At 64.8% G+C, this 24,718-nt stretch carries 27 protein-coding genes; 19 read left to right on the forward strand and 8 right to left on the reverse strand.

All coding sequences use genetic code 11. The features are described from left to right. Positions 1-248: 248 nt before the first annotated feature. Entirely contained in the window at positions 249-1,529 is a 1,281-nt protein-coding gene (gene ccrA, locus QM801_RS18460; protein WP_415020671.1) for a crotonyl-CoA carboxylase/reductase, read from the reverse strand. 200 nt (positions 1,530-1,729) lie between these two features. On the opposite strand from ccrA, the gene QM801_RS18465 reads away from it, so the two are divergent. Together QM801_RS18465 and QM801_RS18470 are read left to right on the forward strand one after the other, a co-directional pair. After that, the gene (locus tag QM801_RS18465) at positions 1,730-2,068 is read left to right on the forward strand and encodes a hypothetical protein (protein WP_415020672.1); all 339 of its coding nucleotides are present in this window, start codon (positions 1,730-1,732) and stop codon (positions 2,066-2,068) included. Positions 2,069-2,156: 88 nt separating this feature from the next. Beyond that, entirely contained in the window at positions 2,157-4,115 is a 1,959-nt protein-coding gene (locus QM801_RS18470) for a methylmalonyl-CoA mutase family protein (RefSeq protein WP_415020673.1), read from the forward strand. An 11-nt stretch (positions 4,116-4,126) separates the two neighbouring features. Here the strand turns inward: QM801_RS18470 and QM801_RS18475 are convergent, their stop codons facing one another. Next, positions 4,127-5,044, reverse strand: coding sequence for a hypothetical protein (locus QM801_RS18475; protein ID WP_415020674.1), 918 nt, complete (start codon positions 5,042-5,044; stop codon positions 4,127-4,129). Positions 5,045-5,301: 257 nt separating this feature from the next. Between QM801_RS18475 and rplU the strand changes: the two genes are divergently transcribed. The 3 genes from rplU (at position 5,302) to QM801_RS18490 (ending at position 6,871) form a co-directional block, all read left to right on the forward strand. Then, positions 5,302-5,946 (forward strand): 50S ribosomal protein L21, encoded by a 645-nt coding sequence (gene rplU, locus QM801_RS18480; RefSeq protein WP_415020675.1) that lies wholly within the window; start codon positions 5,302-5,304, stop codon positions 5,944-5,946. Positions 5,947-5,965: 19 nt separating this feature from the next. After that, positions 5,966-6,232, forward strand: a complete 267-nt coding sequence (gene rpmA / locus QM801_RS18485; protein WP_415020676.1) for a 50S ribosomal protein L27 — start codon at positions 5,966-5,968, stop codon at positions 6,230-6,232. Positions 6,233-6,322: 90 nt separating this feature from the next. Beyond that, positions 6,323-6,871: a GNAT family N-acetyltransferase gene (locus QM801_RS18490; RefSeq protein ID WP_415020677.1), complete on the forward strand. Its 549-nt coding sequence runs from the start codon at positions 6,323-6,325 to the stop codon at positions 6,869-6,871. A 21-nt stretch (positions 6,872-6,892) separates the two neighbouring features. Here the strand turns inward: QM801_RS18490 and QM801_RS18495 are convergent, their stop codons facing one another. Further along, on the reverse strand, positions 6,893-7,222 hold the full coding sequence (locus QM801_RS18495) for a lytic transglycosylase domain-containing protein (protein ID WP_415020678.1): 330 nt from the start codon (positions 7,220-7,222) through the stop codon (positions 6,893-6,895). 588 nt (positions 7,223-7,810) lie between these two features. Here QM801_RS18495 and obgE point away from each other — a divergent pair. The 4 genes from obgE to QM801_RS18515 are packed head-to-tail and all read left to right on the forward strand — an operon-like array spanning position 7,811 to position 11,829. Beyond that, entirely contained in the window at positions 7,811-8,857 is a 1,047-nt protein-coding gene (gene obgE, locus QM801_RS18500; RefSeq protein WP_415020679.1) for a GTPase ObgE, read from the forward strand. Next, complete coding sequence (proB, locus tag QM801_RS18505; RefSeq protein ID WP_415020680.1) at positions 8,845-9,987, forward strand: glutamate 5-kinase; 1,143 nt, start codon at positions 8,845-8,847, stop codon at positions 9,985-9,987. The genes obgE and proB overlap by 13 nt, the downstream gene beginning before the upstream one ends. Then, on the forward strand, positions 9,977-11,233 hold the full coding sequence (locus tag QM801_RS18510; protein ID WP_415020681.1) for a glutamate-5-semialdehyde dehydrogenase: 1,257 nt from the start codon (positions 9,977-9,979) through the stop codon (positions 11,231-11,233). The genes proB and QM801_RS18510 overlap by 11 nt, the downstream gene beginning before the upstream one ends. Beyond that, positions 11,233-11,829: a nicotinate-nucleotide adenylyltransferase gene (locus tag QM801_RS18515; RefSeq protein ID WP_415020682.1), complete on the forward strand. Its 597-nt coding sequence runs from the start codon at positions 11,233-11,235 to the stop codon at positions 11,827-11,829. The genes QM801_RS18510 and QM801_RS18515 overlap by 1 nt, the downstream gene beginning before the upstream one ends. Before the next feature lie 33 nt (positions 11,830-11,862). Here the strand turns inward: QM801_RS18515 and QM801_RS18520 are convergent, their stop codons facing one another. Further along, complete coding sequence (locus tag QM801_RS18520) at positions 11,863-12,174, reverse strand: hypothetical protein (RefSeq protein ID WP_415020683.1); 312 nt, start codon at positions 12,172-12,174, stop codon at positions 11,863-11,865. On the opposite strand from QM801_RS18520, the gene rsfS reads away from it, so the two are divergent. The 8 genes from rsfS to QM801_RS18560 all read left to right on the forward strand — a co-directional run bounded on the left by rsfS (position 12,131) and on the right by QM801_RS18560 (position 20,432). Next, complete coding sequence (gene rsfS, locus QM801_RS18525; RefSeq protein ID WP_415020684.1) at positions 12,131-12,613, forward strand: ribosome silencing factor; 483 nt, start codon at positions 12,131-12,133, stop codon at positions 12,611-12,613. The two genes, QM801_RS18520 and rsfS, sit on opposite strands and share 44 nt — an antisense overlap. Positions 12,614-12,621: 8 nt before the next feature. Next, positions 12,622-13,104, forward strand: coding sequence for a 23S rRNA (pseudouridine(1915)-N(3))-methyltransferase RlmH (gene rlmH / locus QM801_RS18530; RefSeq protein ID WP_415020685.1), 483 nt, complete (start codon positions 12,622-12,624; stop codon positions 13,102-13,104). A 59-nt stretch (positions 13,105-13,163) separates the two neighbouring features. Beyond that, positions 13,164-14,465, forward strand: a complete 1,302-nt coding sequence (locus QM801_RS18535) for a murein hydrolase activator EnvC family protein (RefSeq protein ID WP_415020686.1) — start codon at positions 13,164-13,166, stop codon at positions 14,463-14,465. Positions 14,466-14,476: 11 nt separating this feature from the next. Further along, positions 14,477-15,799, forward strand: coding sequence for a S41 family peptidase (locus tag QM801_RS18540; protein WP_415020687.1), 1,323 nt, complete (start codon positions 14,477-14,479; stop codon positions 15,797-15,799). Positions 15,800-16,041: 242 nt separating this feature from the next. Beyond that, positions 16,042-17,235 carry a divergent polysaccharide deacetylase family protein gene (locus tag QM801_RS18545; protein ID WP_415020688.1) on the forward strand — a complete coding sequence of 398 codons (1,194 nt, stop codon included), beginning with the start codon at positions 16,042-16,044 and terminating at the stop codon, positions 17,233-17,235. Between the two features lie 26 nt (positions 17,236-17,261). Continuing rightward, positions 17,262-17,765: an RNA pyrophosphohydrolase gene (locus QM801_RS18550; protein ID WP_415020689.1), complete on the forward strand. Its 504-nt coding sequence runs from the start codon at positions 17,262-17,264 to the stop codon at positions 17,763-17,765. Continuing rightward, positions 17,762-18,424, forward strand: a complete 663-nt coding sequence (locus tag QM801_RS18555; protein ID WP_415020690.1) for an HAD family hydrolase — start codon at positions 17,762-17,764, stop codon at positions 18,422-18,424. The genes QM801_RS18550 and QM801_RS18555 overlap by 4 nt, the downstream gene beginning before the upstream one ends. A gap of 304 nt (positions 18,425-18,728) precedes the next feature. After that, the gene (locus tag QM801_RS18560; protein ID WP_415020691.1) at positions 18,729-20,432 is read left to right on the forward strand and encodes a DEAD/DEAH box helicase; all 1,704 of its coding nucleotides are present in this window, start codon (positions 18,729-18,731) and stop codon (positions 20,430-20,432) included. A 178-nt stretch (positions 20,433-20,610) separates the two neighbouring features. Here the strand turns inward: QM801_RS18560 and QM801_RS18565 are convergent, their stop codons facing one another. The 4 genes from QM801_RS18565 to QM801_RS18580 form a co-directional block, all read right to left on the reverse strand. After that, complete coding sequence (locus QM801_RS18565; protein WP_415020692.1) at positions 20,611-21,216, reverse strand: GNAT family N-acetyltransferase; 606 nt, start codon at positions 21,214-21,216, stop codon at positions 20,611-20,613. After that, a complete protein-coding gene (locus tag QM801_RS18570; protein WP_415020693.1) occupies positions 21,217-21,663 on the reverse strand; it encodes a VOC family protein in 447 nt (148 codons plus the stop codon). A 48-nt stretch (positions 21,664-21,711) separates the two neighbouring features. Further along, complete coding sequence (locus QM801_RS18575; protein ID WP_415020694.1) at positions 21,712-22,113, reverse strand: hypothetical protein; 402 nt, start codon at positions 22,111-22,113, stop codon at positions 21,712-21,714. A gap of 118 nt (positions 22,114-22,231) precedes the next feature. After that, entirely contained in the window at positions 22,232-23,629 is a 1,398-nt protein-coding gene (locus tag QM801_RS18580) for an FGGY-family carbohydrate kinase (protein ID WP_415020695.1), read from the reverse strand. Between the two features lie 81 nt (positions 23,630-23,710). On the opposite strand from QM801_RS18580, the gene QM801_RS18585 reads away from it, so the two are divergent. Both QM801_RS18585 and QM801_RS18590 read left to right on the forward strand, forming a co-directional pair. After that, positions 23,711-24,214, forward strand: coding sequence for a class II aldolase/adducin family protein (locus QM801_RS18585; protein ID WP_415020696.1), 504 nt, complete (start codon positions 23,711-23,713; stop codon positions 24,212-24,214). A gap of 76 nt (positions 24,215-24,290) precedes the next feature. Then, entirely contained in the window at positions 24,291-24,491 is a 201-nt protein-coding gene (locus tag QM801_RS18590; RefSeq protein ID WP_415020697.1) for a hypothetical protein, read from the forward strand. Positions 24,492-24,718 lie beyond the last annotated feature (227 nt).

Below are 24,718 nucleotides of genomic sequence, written 5' to 3' on the forward strand. Positions count from 1 at the left end.
CATTCCGGACGCGCGCCTTGATCGAGCGAAAGCGAGATGCCGCGCGCGAGCCGGAATCCAGCTTTGGCGGAACACGTATACGAATGAAGGAAGCTGGGCCCCCGCCTTCGCGGGGGTGACGGAAAGGAAAATAGTGTTGCGCATCCTTCGAGGCTCGGCTCCGCCTCGCACCTCAGGATGAGGTGCATACGACACCCTCATGCTGAGGTGCCGCGCAGCGGCCTCGAAGCATGCGCCACGCAATCATCTCACCCGCCCGCGGCTTCCACCGTGTCGTCGAAGTTCTTGAGGCCGGTGCGCGGCGCCGAGACCAGCACCGCCATGTTGCCGGGGCGGTGCTCGTTCTTCCACATCTTCATGTGGGCGAGCGGAATGTCGTTCCAGGCATAGACCTCCGACATGCAGGGATCGATGCGCTGCGCCTCCACCAGGCGGTTCGCCGCCGAGGCCTGCATGAGGTTGGCGAAGTGCGAACCCTGCACCCGCTTCTGGTGCATCCAGAGGTAACGCGCATCCATGGTGAGATTGAAGCCCGTGGTGCCCGCACAGATCACCACCATGCCGCCGCGCTTGGTCATCAGCACCGAGACCGGGAAGGTCGATTCGCCCGGATGCTCGAAGACCATGTCGACGTTGTTGCCCTTGCCGGTGATGTTCCAGATCGCCTTGCCAAACTCGCGCGCTTCCTTGACCCAGGCATTGTATTCCGGCGTGCCCACCTGGGGCATGGCGCCCCAGCACTTGAAGTCCTTGCGGTTGATGACGCCGCGTGCGCCCAGGCCCAGCACGAAGTCGCGCTTGTCCTCTTCGGATACAACGCCGATGGCGTTCGCACCCGTCGTTGCAGCGAGCTGCACCGCCATGGAACCAAGCCCGCCCGAGGCGCCCCACACGAGCACGCTCTGGCCTGCGCTCAGCACATGCGGGCGGTGGCCGAAGAGCATGCGGTAGGCGGTGGCGAGGGTGAGCATGTAGCAGGCGCTCTCCTCCCACGTGAGGTGCTTCGGCTTGGGCAGAAGCTGGCGCGCCTGCACGCGGGCGAACTGCGCGAAGGACCCGTCCGGCGTCTCGTAGCCCCAGATCCGCTGCGAAGGCGAGAACATGGGGTCGCCGCCATTGCACTCCTCATCGTCGCCGTCATCCTGGTTGCAGTGGACGACGATCTCGTCGCCCACCTTCCAGCGCTTCACCTTGGAGCCCACGGCATAGACAACGCCCGACGCGTCGGAGCCGGCGATGTGATAGGGGTTCTTGTGGCCGTCGATGGGCGAGATGGGTTTGCCGAGGGCGGCCCACACGCCGTTGTAATTGACGCCCGCCGCCATCACCAGGATGAGGCACTCGTCTTCGCCGATCGCCCAGGTCGGCACCTCTTCCACCTGCATGGCGGTGTCGGGCGAACCGTGGCGCTCCTGGCGGATGCACCAGGCGTGCATTTTTTCCGGCACATGGCCAAGCGGCGGGATCTCGCCCACCGCATAGACAGACTTGCCCGTGGCGGGAGAGAGCTTGTGTAGGGCTGCGGTCATGGCGTCCTCTGTGCAGGTCGGTGGGTCGGAGGGACAGTCTAGTCCGCCCCGAGACTATTTTGCATTGCACCATTAGTCCATGGTCCGTGCGGACCACCCTCGCGCGGCATCTTGACCGCGCCGGTCAACCCCGGTCTACTCATTCTTGGGATGGCAACCGGGAAACCGGCCTGTCCCACCATGTAACCGGGGGCGGTTCTGTGACTTTTCTTTTCGAGGCTTACGCGGCCTTGTTTCCGTTTGCGGAAACATGGTCGCCATCGGCCACCGTGCTGATCGGCAATTGTCTCCTGACCGCCGTCAGCAGCTTCGTGGTGACCGGCCTGCTCAGGCGGGACAACCGCATCCTGACAGGCGTGACCGTGGTCATGCTCTTCGCAGCGGGGCTCTACAGCAACGGCATGAGCCGGGAGGTGGTGCTGCCTGACACGGGGCCCTTCCAGCGTGGCATCGTGCTGGCGATCCCGGGGCAGCTGGTGATGGCCTATCTGCTCTTCCTCATCTTCGGATACCGCCCCTCGGGCGACAACCTGCCCTAGGGGCATCGGGCCAGGCTGCACCAAAGTGGAGTTGCAGCGCGGCAGGGGCCATGCTTCCCTGTTGCAATGCAAAAGAACCGGTCTCTCCATGGCTGACCAACCCTGGCTGATGCGCACCTATGCGGGCCACTCCACGGCGGAGGAGTCCAACCGCCTGTTCCGCACCAATCTCTCCAAGGGCCAGACCGGCCTCTCGGTCGCCTTCGACCTGCCGACGCAAACGGGCTATGACAGCGATGATCCGCGGGCGGCGGGCGAGGTGGGGAAGGTGGGCGTTCCCATCTCCCACATCGGCGACATGCGCACCCTCTTCGACGGCATCCCGCTGGCCGAGATGAATACCTCCATGACCATCAATGCCACGGCGGCGTGGCTGATGGCACTCTATGTGGCGGTGGCGGAAGAGCAGGGCGCGCCGCGCGCAAAGCTGCAGGGCACCACCCAGAACGACATCATCAAGGAGTACCTCGCCCGCGGCACCTACGTCTTCCCGCCGGAGGCGTCGCTGCGGTTGACCGTCGACACCATTTCCTTTGCCACGCAGGAGATGCCGAAGTTCAATCCGGTCAACATCTGCTCCTATCACCTGCAGGAAGCAGGGGCGACGCCGGCGCAGGAACTGGGCTTCGCGCTTGCGACCGCAACCGCCGTGCTCGACGCCTGCAAAGCCTCGCCCGACATTGCTGCATCGGTCTTTCCGATCGTGGCGAGCCGCATCTCCTTCTTCGTCAATGCCGGTATCCGCTTCATCACCGAACTCTCCAAGATGCGCGCCTTCGTCGATCTCTGGGACGATCTGCTGCGTGAGCGCTATGGCGTGACCGACGAGAAGTTCCGCCGCTTCCGCTACGGCGTGCAGGTCAATTCCCTCGGCCTCACCGAGCAGCAGCCGGAGAACAACGTCTACCGCATCCTGATCGAGATGCTGGGCGTGGTGCTGTCCAAGAAGGCGCGGGCCCGCGCCGTGCAACTGCCCGCCTGGAACGAGGCGCTCGGCCTGCCGCGGCCCTTCGACCAGCAGTGGTCGCTTCGCATGCAGCAGATCATGGCCTTCGAAACCGACCTGCTGGAGCATGACGACATTTTCGATGGCAGTGCGGTGATCTCCGCGAAGGTGGATGAATTGAAGACGGCCGCCCGTGCCGAGATGGCGAAGGTGTCATCTCTCGGGGGCGCCGCCTCGCTCAAGGGCCTCGCCTACATGAAGGAGGAACTGGTCGCCTCCAACACGGCGCGGCTGCGCGCCATCGAGTCGGGCGAGACGAAAGTCGTTGGCGTCAACGTCTTCACCAGCGGAGAGCCGTCGCCGCTTGCCGCCGGCAATGCCATCATGACGGTGAAGGACGATGTGGAGTTCGGCCAGATCGAACGCCTGAAGGCGTGGCGCGCCAGGCGCGATGCAGGGGCCGTCGAACGCACGCTGGCCGCATTGAAGGAGGCGGCGAAGGCCGGCCGCAACATCATGGAGCCGTCGATTGCCTGCGCAAAGGCCGGCGTCACCACGGGCGAATGGGGCCAGACGTTGCGCGCCGTCTTCGGCGAGTTCCGTGCGCCCACGGGTGTCAGCCTCAGCAGCAGCGAGGCTGCTCAAGGTTCACTTGAAGCACTTCGCGGCCGTGTGGCGAAGCTCGCGCAGGTGCTTGGCACGCAACCCCGTTTCCTCGTCGGCAAGCCCGGCCTCGACGGCCATTCCAATGGTGCGGAACAGATCGCTACCCGCGCCGCCGACATCGGCCTTGCGGTCGTCTACGACGGCATTCGCATGACGCCGGATGAACTGGTGGCCAAGGCGGAAGCCGACCGCGTCCACATTCTCGGCCTCTCGATCCTCTCCGGCAGCCATGTGCCCCTGGTCCGCGAGGTGATGCAGAAGCTCCGTGCACGGAACATTTCCGCGCCCGTCGTGGTGGGCGGCATCATCCCGGAGGAGGATGCCCATGTGCTGAAGCAGCTGGGCGTCGCCGCCGTCTACACGCCCAAGGACTATGACCTGAACCGGATCATGGACGGGCTCGTCGGCCTCGTCGAGCGCAATGCCTTGCCCTAAAGTGTCTTGAGTTATTGCGTGACCGCACTCACGGCACTTGCCTGGCAGTTGGCGGGGAGCGGCGATTTCTGGCAACGGCCCTTGCCCACCAGCGTGCCCAGCCCCGCGCCGCTGGTCCGGAGGCGCAGGCGGTCGAGTTCTGCCGCGTTCAGAAAATTGATGTCCTTGAAGGAGGCCTTCTCGGCTTCGGCCAGAACCGCGGGGTCGATCCCCATGGTCTTGTAATAGGAGGTGAGAGTGCGGCGGAGCGACTTGTCGTAGCCGTAGGTGATCTTGGGCTTGGCGGGCTTGCGGCTCACCACCTTGCGGTCGATCACCTGCTTCTCGCCGGCCACGATGCGGTAGCGCTCCCGGTAGGTCACCACCTCGCGGTTCCAGACGGTGCGGGCCTGGTGGACGCCGACCGAGCTTCCCGGCGGCACCAGCCGCTGGGTGCCCGCCGCCAGCACGAGATGACAGGCGGAATTGCAATAGGACACGGCGGTGGAGGCGATGCCCACGTAGACGCCATCGCGGGCCTTGGCCTTCTTGCAGGAGGCGGCCAGCGGCGGGCAGCCCAGGATGCTGGTGCGGCCGATGGCGACATCAAGCCCCGCCTTGCGGATCATCCGGCCGATTTCGAGGGAGGCAGCGATCGAGCCGCCCGGCGAATTGAGGATCACGGGAAGCTTGCGCTTGCCCATCTGGCGCAGGACCTTGGCGAAGCGTCCGGGGCTTGCCGCGGTGATTTCCCCTTGCGCCGCGATCCACTGCGGGCAGGCGCTGCTGCAGTCGCCCGTTCCCTGGACGATCAGCACCTGCATCGGGGGCTCGGACGGGCCGATCACCACGGCCGGGCTGTTGGTGGAGGTCTTGCCCGTTCCCGCCAGGGCGGCGGGAGCGGCAAGGACAAGTGCCGCGACGAGCAGGATCAGCAGGCGGTGGATCATCGACTCATAACTCCGGGGTGGCGCATTCAAGCCACAACGCCCGGCGGGCGCAAGCCGGACGGATTCCCCAACGCCCTGCCGCTTGACTTTTTCCCGGCAATTCGTCAGTAAGCCCCCACGTTTGGCGGCTTTCCGGCCGCCAAAACATATGGCGCTGCCCCAGGGTACCCGGCTTCTCACCGAAGCAATTTGAAAAAAGACCGCTTTTCCATAGGGTTAAGAAGCGGCTCCGTCCGGCGCGGGAAAGAAGGAAGAGAATGTACGCAGTCATCAAGACGGGCGGCAAGCAGTATCGCGTTGCCGCCAACGACAAGATCAGCATTGAAAAGCTCGACGGCGCGGCCGGCGATCAGGTCACGTTCACGGACGTGCTCATGGTCGGCAACGGCGGCACGGTCGAGATCGGCGCGCCCTTCGTGGCCGGCGCCACGGTGGTGGCGGAAATCGCCAAGCAGGAAAAGTCCGACACCGTCTATATTTTCAAGAAGCGCCGCCGCAAGCACTACCGCCGCCGCAACGGCCATCGCCAGCTCCTCACCTCGGTGACCATCACCGAGATCCTGACGGGCGGCGCCAAGCCGGCGGCTGCCAAGCCCAAGGCGGAAAAGAAGGCCGAGGCCGCTCCGGCTGCCCAGACGCTTGCCGCGCCTGCCGGTGACGGCAAGTCCGACGACATCTCCCTCATTGGCGGCGTTGGCCCCAAGATGGAGAAGGGCCTGCGCGAACTGGGCTTCAACACCTTCGCCGCCATCGCCAACATGTCGGCGGCGGATGTCGAGAAGGTCGAAGCGCACCTGAAGCAGAAGGGCCGCGTGGCCCGTGAAGAATGGATCGAGCAGGCCAAGGAGCTCTTGGCCGGCAAGCCGCCCCGCGCCAAGACCGACCGCGCCCGGGCCGAGTAACCGAGAGGAGTTCTGAACCATGGCACACAAGAAAGCAGGCGGTTCATCCCGCAACGGCCGCGATACCGCTGGCCGCCGTCTCGGCGTCAAGCTGTTCGGCGGTGAGCAGGCCATTCCCGGCAACATCATCCTTCGCCAGCGCGGCACCAAGTGGCACCCCGGAACGGGCGTCGGCATGGGCCGTGACCACACCATCTTCGCCCGCGTCGCCGGCACGGTGGAATTCCGCGGCACCAAGGACAACAAGCAGGTTGTCTCGGTGATCGCGCCCAAGGCCGCCGAATAAGGCAGGAAGCATCCGCATGGCCGGTCCTCCGGCGTTGCATCAGGGGAGCAGATGGGACACCATCCGCTCCCCTTTCGTTTGGAGACGACCATGGCCGGACCCCTGGAAACCGCACGGCTCACCCTCCGCCCCGTCGCCGAAAGCGACGTTCCCGTGTTGCTGCGGGAAATGAATGATTTTGCCATCGTCCGGAACACGGCGCGCATTCCCCATCCCTACCACCTCGATGACGCCCTGGATTTCGTGCGCTTCGTTGGCACCCTCAACAATCGATCGCGGGTTGCGGCGGTCGAGGAGAAGGCCCATCCGGGCGAACTCGTCGGCGTCATTTCCTATGAATGGAGCGAGGAGAAGGGCGATGCCGAGCTGGGCTACTGGTATTCCCAGCGGGTCTGGGGCCGGGGGATCGGCAGCGAGGCCGGCCGCGCCATGGTGGACGATGCCTTTCTCCGCGCCGGACACGACAGGCTTGTCTCCTGCTACCACAACGGCAATGCCGCCTCGGCGCGGATCCTGGAAAAGCTGGGGTTTGAGGTGGTGGGTCCCTGCAGCAGCTTCTCGAAGGCGCAAGGGAGGGAAGTTCCCGTGACAAACCTCAGCCTGTCACGGGCCCGTTGGCAGGCCAGCCGCCGGCCCTGAAGCCGGGGCGAACTCCGTTCGTCAGAATACCTTGGCGACGTAGGAGGCGACGAGCCGGGTGCGGCCGAGGCCGCCATTGTGCTTGGAGGCGGCCATCCGCAGGTCGCCGTTCGACTTCTGGATGGCGAGCGAGAGGTGCTTCAGGCCGTATTCGATGTTGACGGTGGGATTGAGCAGGGTGGAGCAGTTGCCGCGGAAGCCCACCTCGCGGGCGGTGGAGCACTTCAATTGGTAAAGGCCCAGTTCACCATGCGTGCCGCGGGCGCGCGGATTGTAGTTGGATTCGACCTTGGCAATGCGGAGCGCAAACCAGGTGGGAACGCCGTGGGCCGGCGCGACGGCCTTGATCATCTCGACGATCTCGGCGCTCTTCGGGCTTAACTTTTCCTTAGCGCAGGCTTTTCCTTTCAGGCACGCTGCCGACGCAGTCATTGCAAGTACAGGCAAGAAAAGCGCAGACGCGACAACAGCAGACTTGAAGTACTTATTCATGTATTAGGCCCCCTTCAGGCTTATGCCGGACTAACAGAGCATCATCCTTCTGTAAGATGACGACGTGTCAGGCCGACGCTGTGGTGAATGGGAGTGTTTACATTGTCCAAATGTGACGACAATAAGGACCTAACCCCCGGAACTACCTTCGTTTCACATTGTTGCTGCGATGCAACATCTTGGTAAACAGAGCGTTAATCCGGTTAAAAACCTGCCTTTTCAACGCCTGGCAGGAGCCATTCCGGGCGCGAGTCCCCTTCCGGACAGTCCCTGGACCAAGGAGCCCTTGGCTTTTGGGGGGTACGATTCCCCCGGGCAAATGTGTCGCGGGGCCGCCCCGGGGTCAGGACCGCCGTCTGGCGCGCGTTCCTGCTCTCCTTAATGATCCGCCATCTTTTCTCGCCGGATTGATTCCAACTGCGCATGCGATGCGCTATGAGCCCGCTCATGAAATTTCTCGATGAAGCCAAGATCTATGTGAAGGCGGGCGACGGTGGCGCCGGTTCCGTCTCGTTCCGCCGCGAGAAGTTCATCGAGATGGGCGGTCCCGACGGCGGCGATGGCGGCCATGGCGGCGATGTCTGGGTGGAGGCCGCGCGCGACCTCAACACCCTCATCGACTACCGCTACCAGCAGCATTTCAAGGTCCGCACGGCGGGCCACGGCATGGGCCGCCTACGGGCGGGCGCCTCGTCCGAGGATATCGTCCTCAAGGTACCCGTCGGCACCCAGGTCTATGACGAGGAGCGCGAGATCCTGCTCGCCGACCTGACGGAACCCGGCCAGCGGGCCATGATCGCCAAGGGCGGCAATGGCGGCTTCGGCAACCACCACTTCAAGTCGTCCACCAACCGCTCGCCCCGCCACGCCAATCCCGGCCTGCCGGGGGAGGAGCGCTGGGTCTGGCTCCGCCTCAAGCTCATTGCCGACGCCGGCATCATCGGCCTTCCCAATGCCGGTAAGTCGACGCTCCTTTCTGTCGTTTCGGCGGCCCGCCCCAAGATCGCGGATTATCCCTTCACCACGCTCCACCCGCAGCTCGGCGTCGTCCGCAGCGACGGCAACAGTTTCGTGCTCGCCGACATTCCCGGGCTGATCGAAGGGGCGAGCGAAGGCGCAGGCCTCGGCACCCGCTTCCTCGGCCACATCGAGCGCTGCATCGTCCTTCTCCACCTGATCGACGTCACCTCGGAAGATCCCGCCGCCGACTACAATACGGTGCGCGAGGAACTGAAGTCCTACAGCAAGGAACTGGCGAAGAAGCCCGAGGTCATCGTCTTCAACAAGACCGACGCCATCGATGCGAAGACGCTGGAGAAGAAGCTCAAGGCCTTCAAGACCAAGACGAAGAAGACGCCGCTCGCCATTTCTGCCGCCGGCCAGCGCGGCATCGACGAGGCCATGCGGGCGCTGATGACGGTGATCGCCAAGGCCAAGCAGATTGCCGCAACCCCGGACCCGGAAAAGGTATCAACGGGTGAGTGGCGGCCATGAAGACCCGGCTGGAGAAAGCCCGCCGGATTGTCGTCAAGGTTGGCTCGGCCCTTCTCGTCGATGAAAAATCCGGAACCCTGAAAGCCTCATGGCTGTCGTCGCTGGTCGACGACATCGCCGACCTGCGGGTGAGCGGGGCCGAAGTCATTCTCGTTTCCTCGGGCGCGATTGCGCTCGGGCGCCGCACGCTGGGCCTCCCCAAGGGCAAGCTCGAACTGCCGCAGAAGCAGGCCGCAGCTGCCGTGGGGCAGATCGCGCTGGCGCAGGCCTGGGCCGAGGCGCTCCGCACCCGCAACATCGTCGCCGCACAGGTGCTGGTGACGCTGCACGACACGGAAGAGCGCCGCCGCTATCTGAACGGCCGCGCCACGCTGGGCACGCTCCTTGCCCAAGGTGCCGTGCCGGTGATCAACGAGAACGATACGGTGGCGACGACCGAAATCCGCTACGGCGACAATGACCGCCTTGCCGCCCGCGTCGCCTCCATGATGTCGGCGGATTGCCTCGTGCTTCTCTCCGACATCGACGGCCTCTATTCGGCCCCGCCCAACCGCAAGGGGGCAGAGTTCATTCCGGAAGTGCGCGCCATTACGCCCGAGATCGAGGCGATGGCGGGAAAGCCTGTTTCGGGCGTGGGCTCGGGCGGCATGATCACCAAGATCGATGCGGCGAAGATCGCGCTCGGTGCCGGTTGCAACATGGTCATCGCCTCGGGCCACGTGGAACATCCCTTGCGCCGCATCCGTGCCGGCGAGCGCGTCACCTGGTTCCTGGCGGAAGCGACACCGCTGCAATCGCGCAAGCGCTGGATCGCGGGCACGCTGCAGCCGACAGGCCGCCTCACCATCGACGACGGTGCGCGTGCGGCCCTCATCCGCGGCAAGAGCCTGCTGCCTGCCGGCGTCAAGGCAATCAGCGGCTCGTTCTCTCGTGGTGACACGGTGAGCGTGGTCGGCGCCGACGGGCAGGAGATTGCCCGCGGCCTCGTCGCCTATGACAGCGCGGACGCGCAGCGCATCAAGGGGCGCAAGTCCTCCGAGATCGAGAAGGAACTCGGTCTTGCAGGACGGGACGAATTGATCCACAGGGATGATCTCGTGATGATGACGGGGACTGCCGATGGACAGTGAGATGAAGGCGCTGGGCGAACGGGCGCGGCGCGCTGCCGCCGCCCTGGCGCTCGCCTCGACCGAGCAGAAGAACCGGGCGCTCGCCGCCATGGCCTCTGCCATCCGCCGCAGTGCCAATGCCATCATCTCGGCCAATGCCAGGGATCTGGCCGTGGCAGCGGAAAAGCAGTTGAAGCCGTCGCTCGTTGACCGCCTGCGCCTGACGCCCGACCGTCTCGAGGGCATTGCCAAGGGGCTTGAGGAGATTGCCGCGCTGCCCGATCCCGTGGGCCGCGTGCTGTCACGCTGGACGAGGCCCAACGGTCTCGAGATTTCGCGGGTCTCGGTACCCATCGGCGTCATCGGCATCATCTATGAAAGCCGCCCCAACGTCACCGCAGATGCGGGCGGGCTCTGCCTCAAGTCGGGCAATGCCGCCATCCTGCGCGGCGGCTCCGACAGCGTCGAAAGCTCGCGCGCCATCGTGGCCTGCCTCGCCGAAGGCCTCGCGGAAGCGGGGATCGATTCCGCCGCCATCCAGATGGTGCCGACGGCGGACCGCGCTGCGGTGGGCGAGATGCTTGCAGGGCTTGGCGGGACCGTCGACCTCATCGTGCCGCGTGGCGGCAAAAACCTCGTGGCCCGCGTGCAGGCCGATGCGCGTGTCCCCGTCTTCAGCCATCTCGAAGGCATCTGCCACGTTTTTGTCGACCGCGATGCCGATCCCGCCATGGCGGAGAAGATCGTGCTCAATGCCAAGATGCGGCGCACTGGCGTGTGCGGATCCGCCGAAACCATTCTCGTCGACAAGGCGATTGCCGGAACGGCACTGACACCGATCATCCGTGCCCTGATGAATGCCGGTTGCGAGGTGCGCGGCGACGCCGCGACGCAGGCCGCCGCGGCGGGTGTGAAGCCCGCAAGCGAAGAGGACTGGTCCACCGAATATCTCGACGCCATCGTCTCGGTGCGCGTCGTCGACGGCGTGGACGAGGCCATGGCCCACATCGCAAAGTACGGCTCACAGCACACCGACTCGATCGTCACCGGCAATGCCGCCACGGCGGAGAAATTCCTCCGCACGGTCGATTCCGCGATCGTGCTTCACAATGCCTCGACGCAATTCGCCGATGGCGGCGAATTCGGCTTCGGTGCGGAAATCGGCATCGCCACGGGCAAACTGCATGCGCGCGGGCCCGTTGGCGTGGAACAGCTCACCACCTTCAAGTACCAGGTGCGCGGGCATGGCCAGATCCGGCCGCAGTGATGAAGCTGCCACCCTTCGGTGACGGCCAGCGGATCGGCCTCTTCGGAGGCTCGTTCAACCCGGCGCACCGCGGCCACTACATGGTGGCGCTCTATGCGCTGCATCGCCTGCAGCTCGACTGGGTGTGGTGGCTGGTCTCGCCGCAGAACCCGCTCAAGGATCCGAAGGAGACGGACGACTACGGCAAGCGGCTCGCCTACACGCGCCGCATCGCGCGCCATCCCCGCTTCATCGTCACCGATCTCGAGGAGCAGATCCACACCCGCTACACCGCGCAGACGCTGGAGGCGCTGAAGGGCGCATTCAAGCGCGGTCACTTCGTCTGGATCATGGGGGCCGACAGCCTCGCCAACCTGCACCGCTGGCATCACTGGACCGATATCATGGAGAGTGTGCCCGTGGCCGTGCTGGCCCGGCCCGGCTATTCCATCCGCGCCCTGCAGAGCCCGGCCGCCACGCGCTATGCCAGTTGCCGGGTGCCGCAGCATCTGGCGGCCTCGCTGCCGCTCCGCCCGCCGCCCGCCTTCTGTTTTGTCACCATGCCGTTGCGAAATGAGAGTTCGACGGCCATCCGCAACCGCCGCAAGCGTTCTTGAACGCGCCTGCGCGCGGGTCTAGATTGACCGCCATCACAAAGGGATCACCACTCTGAAAAAGCCAGCGAAGAAGAGCGCAGCCAAGGCGAAAAAATCCGCCAAGCCTGCCGCGAAGAAAGTCACCAAGTCTGCCAAGCCTGCCGCCAAAAAGACGGCAAGGCCCAAGGCAAAGCCCAAGGCAAAGACAGTGGTGAAGGCCCCCTCCAAGACAAAGGCAAAAGCAAAGGCCGCGGTTGCGAAGAAGGCCGTTGTCAAAACTGCTGCCAAAAAGACATCGGCCAAGCCTGCCGCGAAGAAGAGCGTGAAGGCGGCACCGAAGAAACCCGCCGCAAAGGCCGTCGCCAAGACGCCTGCCAAGAAGGCTCCAGCGAAGAAGGCCGTCGCGAAGAAACCGGCCGCCGTCAAGGCCGCACCGAAGCAGGCGGTTGCCGCCACAGTGGCGGCGCCCGCGCCGCAGTGGCCGCCGCTCGTCATGGAAGTGCTGAAGCAGCTCGATGACAGCAAGGCCGAGCAGGTGGTGACGATCGACGTCTCGAAGAAGTCGTCCGTTGCCGACGTGATGGTGGTGGCCTCGGGCCGCTCCAACCGCCACGTCAGCGCCATCGCCGACCAGGTGGTCGAGCGGCTGGAGCAGATGGGCAAGAAGAACCTGCGCGTCGAGGGCATGCCCCAGTGCGACTGGGTGCTGGTCGATGCGGGTGACGTGATGGTCCATGTCTTCCGTCCGGAAGTGCGCAGCTTCTACAATCTCGAAAAGCTCTGGTCCGAGCACGCGCCGGTCTGAGACCGGCCGTGAAGATCGCAATCGCCGCCATCGGGCACTTGAAATCGGGACCGGAGAAGGATCTCGCGGCGGAGTATGAGCAGCGCATCCTCGGGCTTGGCCGCAAGGCAGGCTTCACCGGCCTTGCCATCCATGACTGGGCGGAATCCCGCGCCCGCGACGTGAAGCTGCGGCAGCAGGAAGAGGCGAAGCATCTCTGGTCGGTTGTGCCGGAGGGCGCGCCGGTGCTGGTGCTGGACGAGCGGGGCGAGGCGCTCGCCAGCGAGGCATTCGCCAAATTGCTGGCCGCCGAGGCGGGCCGGGGTGCCCGGCAGCTCACCCTGATGATCGGCGGGCCCGACGGACACATTTCCGAAACCCGTTCCAAAGCATTGAAAACAATCAGTTTCGGGCCGATGACCTGGCCCCACCGGATGGTCCGGGTGATGCTTCTCGAGCAAATTTACCGGGCGGTCACCATTCTGGTTAATCATCCCTATCATCGCGCCTGAGCCCTGCCTCGGGCTTTCGCCCGTTCACTGTTCAAGAGGCTGCCGCCGACCCGCTCCTGATGCTCACCCTGCCGCGCCACCTCATGCTTGCCGCTGCGCTTGCCGCAGGGCTTTCGCTTGGGAGCATGGCGGCGCAGGCCGAGGGTGACCCGGCGCAGGATCTGGCCGCCCTCGAAGCCCAGCTGGCCGCCGCCAAGGAGGCCCAGGCCGCCCTCGTGCGCCGCATGGTGGAGGCGATCCGGGCCCAGGAGGAGGCGTCCGCCAAGCTCGTCGAACTCGCCGCCAAGGCCCGCACCCAGGAGGAGGCGCTGGCCAAGACCGATGCCCGCCTCGACAAGCTGCAGGCCGACAATGCCAAGGCACTTCTGGCGCTCGCCCAGAAGCGGGATTCGCTGTCGAAGCTCCTGGCCGGGCTGCAACGGCTGGAACAGAACCCGCCGCCCGCCCTCGTGGTCTCGCCGGGGGATGTGCTGACGGCGCTGCGCGGCGCCATGATGTTCGGGGCGGTCATTCCTGACCTCCGCCATGACATGGAAGAATTGAAGCAGGCGCTCGCCGACGTGGAGACGATCAAGCAGGCCCTCCAGGCGGAAAAGCAGCGGAGCGCCGACGCGCTATCAGCCCTTGAGCGTACCCGGGGCGAGATGGCCATGGTGGTGAGCGACCGCCAGAAGGCGGCCGAGGAGATCGCCGCAGCCCTCTCCACCGAGAAGGCCAAGTCCGATTCGCTCGCCGCCGAGGCCCGCACCCTGCAGGACCTTGTCGCAGTCGTGGAGCGGGAAAAGGCCGACGAGGCTCGCCGCCAGCAGGCAGAGGCCGACGCCCGGGCCAAGGCAGAGGCCGAACGCCTCGCCCGGGAAGAGGCGGCACGGGTCCAGGCGGAGGCTGATGCGGCGCGCGCGGCGAAACCGCCCGTGATCTTTGCCAAGGCCTTGGGACAACTGGATTATCCGGTCGAAGGCAAGCTCTGGAAGGGGTTCGGGGCCGACAACGGGCTCGATGGCAAGACGGCGGGCATTTTCCTCGCCGCCCAGCCCAAGGCCCAGGTCCTCAGCCCGGCCGATGGAACGATTGCCTTTGCCGGCACCTTCCACAGTTATGACCAAGTTGTGATCATAAATCCCGGTGACGGGTATCTTGTGCTATTGGCCGGGATGCACGAGATTACAGCTGCCCAGGGCCAGACTGTCCGCGCAGGAGAGCCCGTGGGCTTCATGGGCGACAAACCTGCGCACATGGCATTGGCAGCAGATTTAACACAGGCGGCTTCTCCCGTGCTATATGTGGAGTTCCGCAAGCGAAACGAGCCGGTTGACCCATCCCCATGGTGGCGCACCGGCGGCAAAGAGGCGATGAGATGAAGGCGTCACGAATGAAGACTTTTGGTTTGGTGCTTGCAGGTGCCGTGTCCGGCATCGTGCTGATGCAGGCCTTCAATGCGGCCGACGCGGCCTCCAATGCCGAGACCTACAAACTGCTCAACCTGTTCGGCGACGTCTATGACCGCGTCCGCTCCGACTATGTGGAAGAGCCCGACGAGAAGAAGATGATCGAGGCGGCGATCAACGGCATGCTGATGTCGCTCGATCCGCACTCCAGCTACATGGACGCCCAGTCCTTCGAGGACATGAACGTCAAAACCAAGGGCGAATTCGGCGGTCTCGGCATCGAGGTCACCATGGAAAACGGCGTGGTCAAGGTGATGTCGCCCTATGACGGCACGCCCGCCTCCAAGGCGGGCATCCTCGCCAACGACCTGATCGTCGGCATCGACAAGAAGGACGTGCAGGGCCTCACCCTCAATGAAGCAGTGGACAAGATGCGCGGTGCTGTCGGCACGCCCGTCACCCTCACCATCCTGCGCGGCAAGCAGGACCCCTTCGACGTCACCATCACCCGCGACATCATCAAGATGGAATCGGTCAAGTGGTCGCTCGAGGACAATGACGTGGGCCTGATCCGCATGAGCTCCTTCACCGAGCAGTCGGACGTCGGCCTCAAGAAGGCGATCGAGGACATCGAGAAGAAGACCGACGGCAAGTCCAAGGGCTACATCCTCGACCTCCGCAACAACCCGGGCGGCCTGCTGCTCCAGGCGGTCTCGGTGTCGGATGCATTCCTGGAGCGCGGCGAGATCGTCTCGACCCGCGGCCGCAACCCCGAGGAAATCGAACGCCACTCCGCCCAGAAGGGTGACCTCACCAACGGCAAGCCGCTCGTCGTGCTGATCAACGGTGGCTCGGCCTCGGCGTCTGAAATCGTCGCCGGCGCCCTGCAGGACCACCACCGTGCCACGCTGATCGGCACGCGGTCCTTCGGCAAGGGCTCGGTGCAGACCATCATCCCGCTCGGCAATGAGGGCGCCATCCGCCTGACGACCCAGCGCTACTATACGCCCTCGGGCCGCTCCATCCAGGCCAAGGGCATCGACGCGGATATCGTGATCGAGGAACCGCTGCCGCCGGAACTGCAGGGCAAGAACGTCTCGTCGGAAGGCGAAGCGGGCCTGCGCGGCCACCTCTCCAATACTGAGGGTGGCGATGAGGGCGGCGGCTCGTCGGTCTATGTACCCGACGACAAGACCAAGGACGTGCAGCTCAAGGCGGCCATCGACTTCCTCCATGGCGTGAAGGTCGTGACCAACGTCAAGCCGCCGGAGAAGAAGGACGACGACAAGACCAAGCAGGCGAACTGACGCCCGCGCCGGTTCGGCGTCCGCGCGAAATTCCAGGAGGGCCGGGGCAACCCGGCCTTCTTTTTCAGCTCTTTCAAGCCGATCCTTGGATCGATCTAAATCGGGCGATTCCTTGGGGTTGTGACCCACTCTTCAGGCCACGTCTCAGTTGCGCTTGGACCGATCCCGGCGTGGTTAACAACGCGTTAACGGTTGGGACGGCAAAGTGGGCTTTCACGAATCGAGTCCTGACGGCCTATCCCATGTTTCGCGACGAACTGAAGCAGCCCTTGCGCAAGAAGAGCCTGAGCCAACGCCTGTGGGCGAAGCGGCCGAGCCTGCTTGCCACCGCCTATGTCCTGACCGCCGGGGTCTTCCTGGCAGGGGGCGGCTGGGCCATCCGCCAGCCCATGCCCTTCGCCGGCGAGCCGGTGGTGAGCCTCACCATTCCGGCCGCCGAAGAGATCAAGACCGCCTCCACCGATCCCGCCCCTGCGGCGGGGAATGAGGAGGTGGCGGACGCCGCCGTCCCCGACATCGACCCCAATGACCCGGCCGCCCAGGCCCAGCCGCCCCCCTCGGAGGATGCCTCCGAACAGCAGTTCGTGAAGAGCGACGACACCATCATCGTGCAGCCGCGGCGCTCGCTGGCGCCCGCCCCCATCGATGCCGTGACCGAGGTCTCGACCTGGGGGCAATTGCCCCGCATCTCGAAGACGGGCGACAAGCCCTCCAAGGTCTATGCCCGCACCGCCTCGCTCAACGACATCCACTCCGACCAGCCGAAGATCGCCATTCTGCTGGGTGGTCTTGGCCTCAACAAGAAGCTGACGCAGCGGGCGATCCGGGAACTGCCGGGCGAGGTGACGCTCGCCTTCGCACCCTACGGCGCCGACCTGCAGGAGCAGGTGAATGCGGCCCGCGCCGGGGGGCATGAGATCTTCCTGCAGATCCCGCTCGAACCCATCGGCTATCCCGCCAGCAACCCCGGGCCCAAGACCCTGCTGGGGGATGCCAGCGACGCCGAGAACATCGATTCCATGCGCTGGCTGATGAGCCGCTTTGCCGGCTATGCCGGGGTGGTCAACTACATGGGCGGGCGCTTCCTCTCCATGCCCAAGGCGCTGAAGCCCATGTTCGCGGAACTCAAGTCCCGCGGCCTCCTCTTCCTCGAGGATGGCTCGCTTGCCCTCTCCGCCACCGAAGGGGCCGCCAAGGCGGCCAACCTGCAGGTCCAGCGGGCCAAGACCGTGATCGACGCCGACCCCTCGCCGCAGGCGATCAGCAACGCCTTGAACATGCTGGAAGAAGAGGCAAAGGCCAACGGCATCGCCGTGGGTACGGGCTCCGGCCTCGAGATCACCATTGACACGCTCAAGGACTGGGCCAAAGAGGCCAATGACCGCGGCATCATCCTGGTGCCGGTGACGGCCAGTTTCCAGGGCCGTCTGGGATAGACCTTTAAAGACGGACCTGAACGACCATGGCGAAGAACAAGGCCCCGGAGATCACGGCCTATCGCCCCTGCGTGGGCGTGATGCTGATCAACAAGGACGGGCTGGTATGGATCGGCCGCCGCTTCGAGAAGCAGAACGACGACGGCGTGGGCAAATGGTGGCAGATGCCCCAGGGCGGCATCGACGACGGCGAGGACCCCGCCGCAACGGCGCTCCGCGAACTGGCCGAGGAAACCAGCGTCACCTCGGCCGAAGTGATTGCCGAAGCGCCGGGCTGGTTTACCTATGACCTGCCGGAGAACCTGATCGGCAAGAGCTGGAACGGCAAGTACCGCGGCCAGAAGCAGAAGTGGTTCGCCTGCCGCTTCCTGGGCGAGGACAGCGAGATCAACCTCAAGCCGCCGGGCCACAAGCAGGAGTTCGACCTGTGGAAATGGGCGACCATGGACGAGGTGCTGGAGCTGGTGGTGCCGTTCAAGCGCGAGGTCTACGTCGAGGTCATCAAGGCGCTCAGGCATCTCGGCCGATGACCATCAGGCATATCATTTTCGACTGCGACGGGGTTCTGATCGACAGCGAGGAAATCTCCATGGAGATCGACCGCCGGCTGCTCGCCGAGAACGGTGTCCACATCTCGGAAGGCGAGATGCACCAGCGCTTCGTGGGCAAGACCTTCGCCGCCATGGTGAGCGAGGTGGAGGCCCAGACCGGACAGCCACTCCCCACCGATCTCGAGGCGCGGAAAGACGTGCTGATGCTGGAGGTCTACCGGAAAGAGCTCAAGCCCATCGCCGGGGTGCGCGAGGCGCTTGCCGCCATCACCCTGCCGAAGAGCATCGGCACCAATGGTCCCCGCGCCCGGGCCATGGAGGCCCTTTCGATCGTGGGCATCAAGCAGCACTTCGGCGAGCGCATGACCACCTTCGAGGATGTGAAGAACGGCAAGCCCGCCCCCGACATCTATCTGCTGGCGGCGGAGCGGGCCGGTTTCGCCCCCGGCCAATGCGCCGTGGTCGAGGACAGCGTCACCGGCGTTGCAGCGGCGGTTGCGGCGGGCTGCGTCACCTTCGGCTTCACCGGGTCGCAGGTGCACCGGAGCGAGCATGCCCTCAAGCTCGTGGAACTGGGCGCCACGGCGGTGTTTGACGACATGGCGCAGCTTACGGGACTGATCACGAAGTTTGGTTAAGTCTCCCTGAACCCCTTAAAGGACGTTGCCTTCTCCCGCCTGCGGGAGAAGGTGCCCGAAGGGCGGATGAGGGTGATCCCGAAGTATTCATTTGACTTTTTGCGCCGCAACATCCATATGCTGCCCACCTGCTTCATTGCGGCCATTATCAGAATGACGTGAGGCGCTTTTCAAAGCTGCCGTTCGGCCCTGCAGGATTTTCACCAACACTCCTTTCACGTGGGACTGTCACGAGCGTGCCCGTGCCCGGATGCAGCGGCGCGCTCAGTCCCCTCTTGCTTCCGGACTTTGAAAGACCATTGCTTTGACAACTTTTGACTCGCTCAATCTCTCCGCGCCCATTCTCAAGGCGGTAAAGGCGGAGGGCTATGAGACGCCGACGCCGATCCAGGCGCAATCCATTCCCCATCTCCTCGCCGGCCGCGACCTTCTCGGCATCGCCCAGACCGGCACCGGCAAGACCGCCGCCTTCGCCCTTCCGATCCTCGAAATCCTCTCGCGTGAAAACCGCAAGCCCGAGCGCGGCACCTGCCGTGCCCTGATTCTCGCGCCCACCCGCGAGCTGTCCTCGCAGATCCTCGAGAGCTTCAAGGTCTACGGCAAGAACCTCAAGCTCTCGCGCACCGTCGTCTTCGGCGGCGTCGGCATCGGGCGCCAGATCGATGCGGCGCGGAACGGCGTCGACATCATGGTGGCCACTCCCGGCCGCCTCGTCGACCTGATCGAACGCAAGGCGCTGACCCTCTCGAAGGTCGAGATCTTCGTGCTCGATGAAGTGGACCAGATGCTCGACCTGGGCTTCATCCATGCCATCCGCAAGATCACCGGCATGCTGCCGAAGAAGCGCCAGAACCTGTTCTTCTCGGCCACCATGCCGAAGGAGATCGCAGGTCTTGCCGCCAATCTCCTTTCCGATCCGGCCCGCGTCGAGATCACGCCCGTTGCAACGACCGCCGAACGCGTGACGCAGTCGGTCATTCACGTCGAGCCCGGCAACAAGGTGAAACTGCTCTCGGCGCTGCTCAGCAACCCGCAGATCACCCGCGCCCTCGTCTTCACCCGCACCAAGCATGGTGCCGACAAGGTGGTGAAGGCCCTGAGCAAGGACGGCATCGAATCCGCCGCCATCCACGGCAACAAGAGCCAGAACAACCGCGAGCGCGCGCTCGCCGGCTTCAAGAACGGCAAGGTCGTTGCACTGGTTGCCACCGACATCGCCGCCCGCGGCATCGATGTCGACGGCGTGTCCCACGTCTTCAACTATGACCTGCCCTTCGTGCCGGAATCCTATGTCCACCGTATCGGCCGCACCGCGCGTGCCGGCGCTGCCGGTGAAGCCATCGCTTTCTGCACCCCGGAAGAGCGCGGCCTGCTGCGCGACATCGAGCGCACCATCCGCCAGCCCGTGCCGCTGATGCAGCACGAACTCGGCATTCAGGGCATCACCGAACTTGCCCCCGGCCACGGCTGGTCGCCCATGGGCGACACGCCGCGGAAGTCGGGCGGCGGCCGTCACATGCCGAAGTCCGCCAAGAAGCCGCATCGTGGCCAGGGTGGCGAACAGCGTGGAGAACAGCGCGGCGAACGCCGCGGCGACCATCGTGGTGGCCCGCGCAAGCCGCACAATGGTCAAGGCAAGCGCGAGTGGATGCCGACCCAGCCCATCGACCAGTCGCAGTTCGCCAAGCGTGACGCGGCTCCCGCAATGGCCGAGCAGCCGCGCCGCGAGGCAGGTCCGGTGGAGCGTCCGCATCATGAGCGTCCGCGCAAGGATCGCCCGCATGGTGACCGCCCCCATGGTGATCGTCCGCGTGGTGACCGCCCGCATGGTGAGCGTTCGCAAGGTGAGGGCGGCAAGAGTGCGCGGCCGCAGCAACGCCCCTTCAAGGGCGGCAAGCCGGCGCACGGAAAGTCCCACGGGAAGTCTCATGCGGCGAGCCATGGCGGCCAGCAGCCGTCGTCCGGCGGCAACTGGATGAAGGCCATCGGCCGCGGCAACACACCGTAAGCGCGTACACGGGATCGCACCCTTCGAGGCCGCTTCGCGGCACCTCAGGGTGAGGGATTAAGTCTCCCTCATGCTGAGGTGCATTGCGCAGCAATGCCTCGAAGCAAGGGTTGCGCGCGAACAAGGAAGCTGGGCCCCCGCCTTCGCTAGTGGTGACGATACGGGTGGCTGAGAGATTTCACCCCAGAACCGGCACCTGCGGGCTCGCATCCATGGCAAGCTTGCCGAGGAGGCGCGGGTCGTCGTGCACTTCCACCATGCGCAAGTAGGGCGTGAAGCCCGAGCGGATGTAGAAGGGAAGGGCGAGCGGTGAATCGAAGGTGCAGGTGTGCACCCAGAACCGCTCGATCGGTTTCGCCCAGGCGCGGCGGATCGCCTCATCCATCAGCACGCGGCCGAAGCCCTGACCGATCGCCTCCGGCACAAGCCCGTAAAAGGCCAGTTCGCAGTTGGGCAGGTCTGAGAAATTGAGCTCGAGCATGCCCAGCGTGTCGCTGCCCTGCATGAGGGCAAAGGATTCGATTGCCGGATTGGCGAGGATGGCGGCGAGGTCCTGATCCTTCATGATGAGGCGCGAGAACCACATCAGGTCGCTGCCCACGGCGCGGAAGAGGGCGCGATGACCCTCGAGGTCTCCGGCGGCGAAGCGCTTCAGACGCAGCTCCGCCGGGAAGGGCTGCAGGGCCCGGTGCGGTTTCGCCTTCATTTCAAGACAGGTCACCACATTGGCGAGCTTTCCCGGCGGCAGCTCGTAGTAACCGTTGGGCAGATCAAGAATTGGCATTCAGGCTTTCGTTTCTTTCGGCAGATGGCGTGAGGGGATCCACACGTAGCCATCATCGTCGAGAAGCATGCATTCGCGCAAGCCGTGGGGCTTGTCGAGCGAACCTGCGAGAACCGTATAGCCGTGGGCCCGCGCCTTCGCCTCCGCCTCGTCCGGATCGACGTGGTAGCAGCGCAGCTCGATGCCGACACCGCGCGGCGCATCGCTGACGAGGGTGGAATGGAGCTCGTTGCCGCGATAGCTCGCCGGCACGTGGAACATGAAGTCGGAGCCATGCAGGCGCATGGCGGCGAACACATCGGTGCGGAAAAACACCGTGGCGCCAAGCACTTCGGTCACGAAGTGCACCGCCTTCGAAACGTCGTTCACGATGATGTTGAAGCCCACGCCCTTGAGGGTGCGGCCGTAGTCTGCGCCGGACATCGGCGTGTCGTCTGATGAAGCCATGATCGCGGGACTAGACCACGGGGAAAGCCGCCCGGTCCAGACCAGTCGTCAGGCGGTGAGGTATTCCACAACCTCGGCGCGGCGGCGGTCGTCGAAGGTGATGCGGCAGCCGCGGAGCGTATCCTCGAGCGGCAGGTTGCGGTGGCGGATGGCCAGGAAGAGACAGGCGGCGGCTTCGCTGGCGAGATGGATTTCCTCGCCCTCGCATTCATCGAGTTCGCCGCAGAGGCGGTGGGCGAGCTCGGCCACCATGGCACCCGCCACTTCGGACTTGAGACTGCAGGCGGATTGCCAGCTTTCCAGGATGTCGCCGGGGGTGAGTTCGAACATGCAGGAGGCGCCGACCCTCACCGGCACATTGCCGCGGGCCCGGATGGCAACCGCAAGGCCTCCGGCCGCCAGGGGCGGGCAGCAGACGATTTCCACGCCGCAAACGCTATCGAAGGCCACAACGCACCTCCTTACTCACGCACTCAAGACCACGAGTGTGCGCCCAGGAGATTGCGAAGGTGTTAAGAGTCGTCCCACGGGATGGCGGGGTCAGGCCCGGTCCTGGAGAAGGGCGGGGTCAACTCATCTCCCGCCAGCGCTTCTGATAGGCCGCGAAGCCGGGAATGTCGGCGGGCCGGGGCGTGCGCATGGAGATGTCGATGTGGGGAAGCGCGCCGTCAGGCATGAGGGCGAGGCAGGCGGCGCCGGCGGCGGTGCCGTCACGCTCCTCCGAGGCCAACACACGTTGGCCAGGCCGGAGGGCGGCAAGGAGCGAGAGAAAAACCTCGTTCTGCGAGAACGGGCCATCGACGATCACGTCGTGGGCAGAGGCAATGGCATCGAGGGATTCCGCCACCATCAGGGCGCAATAGAGCGAGGCGATGGTGGTGCGGGCCTCGGGCGTCTCGGTGAAGGGGCCGGTGATGCGGCCCTTCAATCCTGTGCCCGGCATGGGGCCGCCCGTATCACTGAAGGAGGGAAGCGCCATCACGCCTGCCGCCACCATCTCGCGGGCGAGGTCGAGCGATGGCGCGGCGCTTGCGCCCTCGGACACGAGTTCGAATTCCTTGCCGCCGAAGAAGCGGCAGCTGGCGATCGTCTTGCCGAAGACATTCTTGTTGGCGACGATGTCGCGCGCGGGGTTGAGTTTCGTGATGTCGGCATCGGTGTCGAAGCCGATGATCCATGTGCCGGTCGACAGCAGCGTGAAGTGTTCGCGCCCGCCTGCGAGATAGCGGAGCAGGTTGGCGTTTGAATCATGCACGCCCGCGAGGATCTCGCCCCGCCCGCGGAAGTCCGTGCCGCGAAGATCGGATGACAGCCTGCCGATGACCTCCCACGCCTTGGCGAGGGGCGCATAGCGTGTGTCCCACCCGAGTTTGCGGGCAAGGCTGGAGGGACCACCCGTCCGCATGTCGACGAGGTGGGACTGGCACGACATGGAGGAGACTTCGGTGACGGCGCGGCCGCCGAGCGCAAAGCCCACATATTGCATGAGGGGCAGGATGGTGGTGGCGCGGGCAAAGTCGTCCGGCAACACGGTCTGCTGCCAGTAAAGCTGCATGCCGTGGAGGAGCGCCATGGGAAGCGGCGGCGAGTAGCTTTCCTCGAAGCCCGGCATCTGCGCGTGGTACGCGGCTTCGATGTCGCGCGGCGGCTCCGACATGTAGTCCATCACCGGCACTGCGGGCTTTCCGGCGGCATCGAGGCTGACGATGCAGGCGCCATGGGCCGAGGTCACGATCCTGTCGACGGGCAGGATGGCATCAAGTTCGCGCAGCGCCTGGGCGGCGAAGGCGATGATGGGGCCCGTATCGATTTCGCGATAGTGCCTGCCCTGATGGTGCGGGCTGACGCGCTTCCGTTCGCTCACCACCTTGAGCGCGGAATCATAAAGAATGACCTTGGAATTGGTGTAGCCCACATCGACCACGGCGATGCCGCGCGGCGTTTCTTCTTGTTGGTTCTTGCTCATGCGCGCAACTTATGCAGACAGTGGCTCTGGACGCAACGGCAGCCACACGGTTAGCAATGCCGCAGTGATCGGGAGATGTCGATGAGCAAGCTCAAGTACAAGGACCTGCGCCGGGAGGTGATCGAGACCTGCCTCGCCATGAATGCCGAGGGCATCAACCAGGGCACCTCAGGCAATGTCAGCGTCCGCACGGAGGAGGGCTTCCTCATCACCTCCTCCGGCATTCCCTACAAGAAGATGAAGCCCCATCACGTGGTGGAGATGGACCTCGACGGCGGTTACCGCGGCGACTTCCTGCCCTCGACCGAGTGGCGCATGCATCTCGACATCTACAAGCACCGGCCGGAAGCCAAGGCCATCGTGCACACGCACTCGACCTATGCCACCACGCTCGCCTGTCTGCGCAAGGACGTGCCCGCCTTCCACTACATGATCGGCGTCACTGGCGGGCCCAGCCTCCGCTGTTCGGAATATGCCGAGTTCGGCACGCCCGAACTCTCCGTGGTGATGCTGAAGGCGATGGAGGGGCGGAACGCCTGCCTGCTCGCCAATCACGGCCAGATTCTGCTTCGGGCCCAATCTTGAAAAGGCGCTGTGGCTGGCGGGCGAGATCGAGACCAACTGCCACCAGTACTGGGCGGCGCTTCTCGCCGGAAAGCCGGTGCTGCTGGACGATGGGCAGATGGCGAGCGTGCTGAAGCGCTTCAAGAGCTACGGCAAGCAGGCGAAGGACCTCGAGGGCGTCGACCCGGCACAGCTGGCGGTGATGATGCCGGTGAAGCGTGGCGATGCAACCGAAGAGAGCGCCCCGAAGGCGGACAAGAAGAAGCCCGAGAAAAAGAAGAAGGCCAAGGTTTTCTGAGGCTCTTTTCGTCGCCGGTGCGTCACCGCACCCGCACATGATCGCGCCAGCCTGTTGCAGTGCGAGATCACTTTCGGCCGACATGTTGACAGGCGCGAGCGGGCGATTCTAGTGTCCCCAATACAAATGTAATTTCAACTTTACAAAAGTTCAGGGCCGGTCTCGATACCGGCTCCAATGATAACAGGAAGGACATGGGAGTGGGGCAGGCGGCATCAGCAAGGCGC

The sequence above is a fragment of the Aestuariivirga sp. genome, assembly GCF_047600585.1.
Taxonomy (GTDB): Bacteria; Pseudomonadota; Alphaproteobacteria; order Rhizobiales; family Aestuariivirgaceae; genus Aestuariivirga.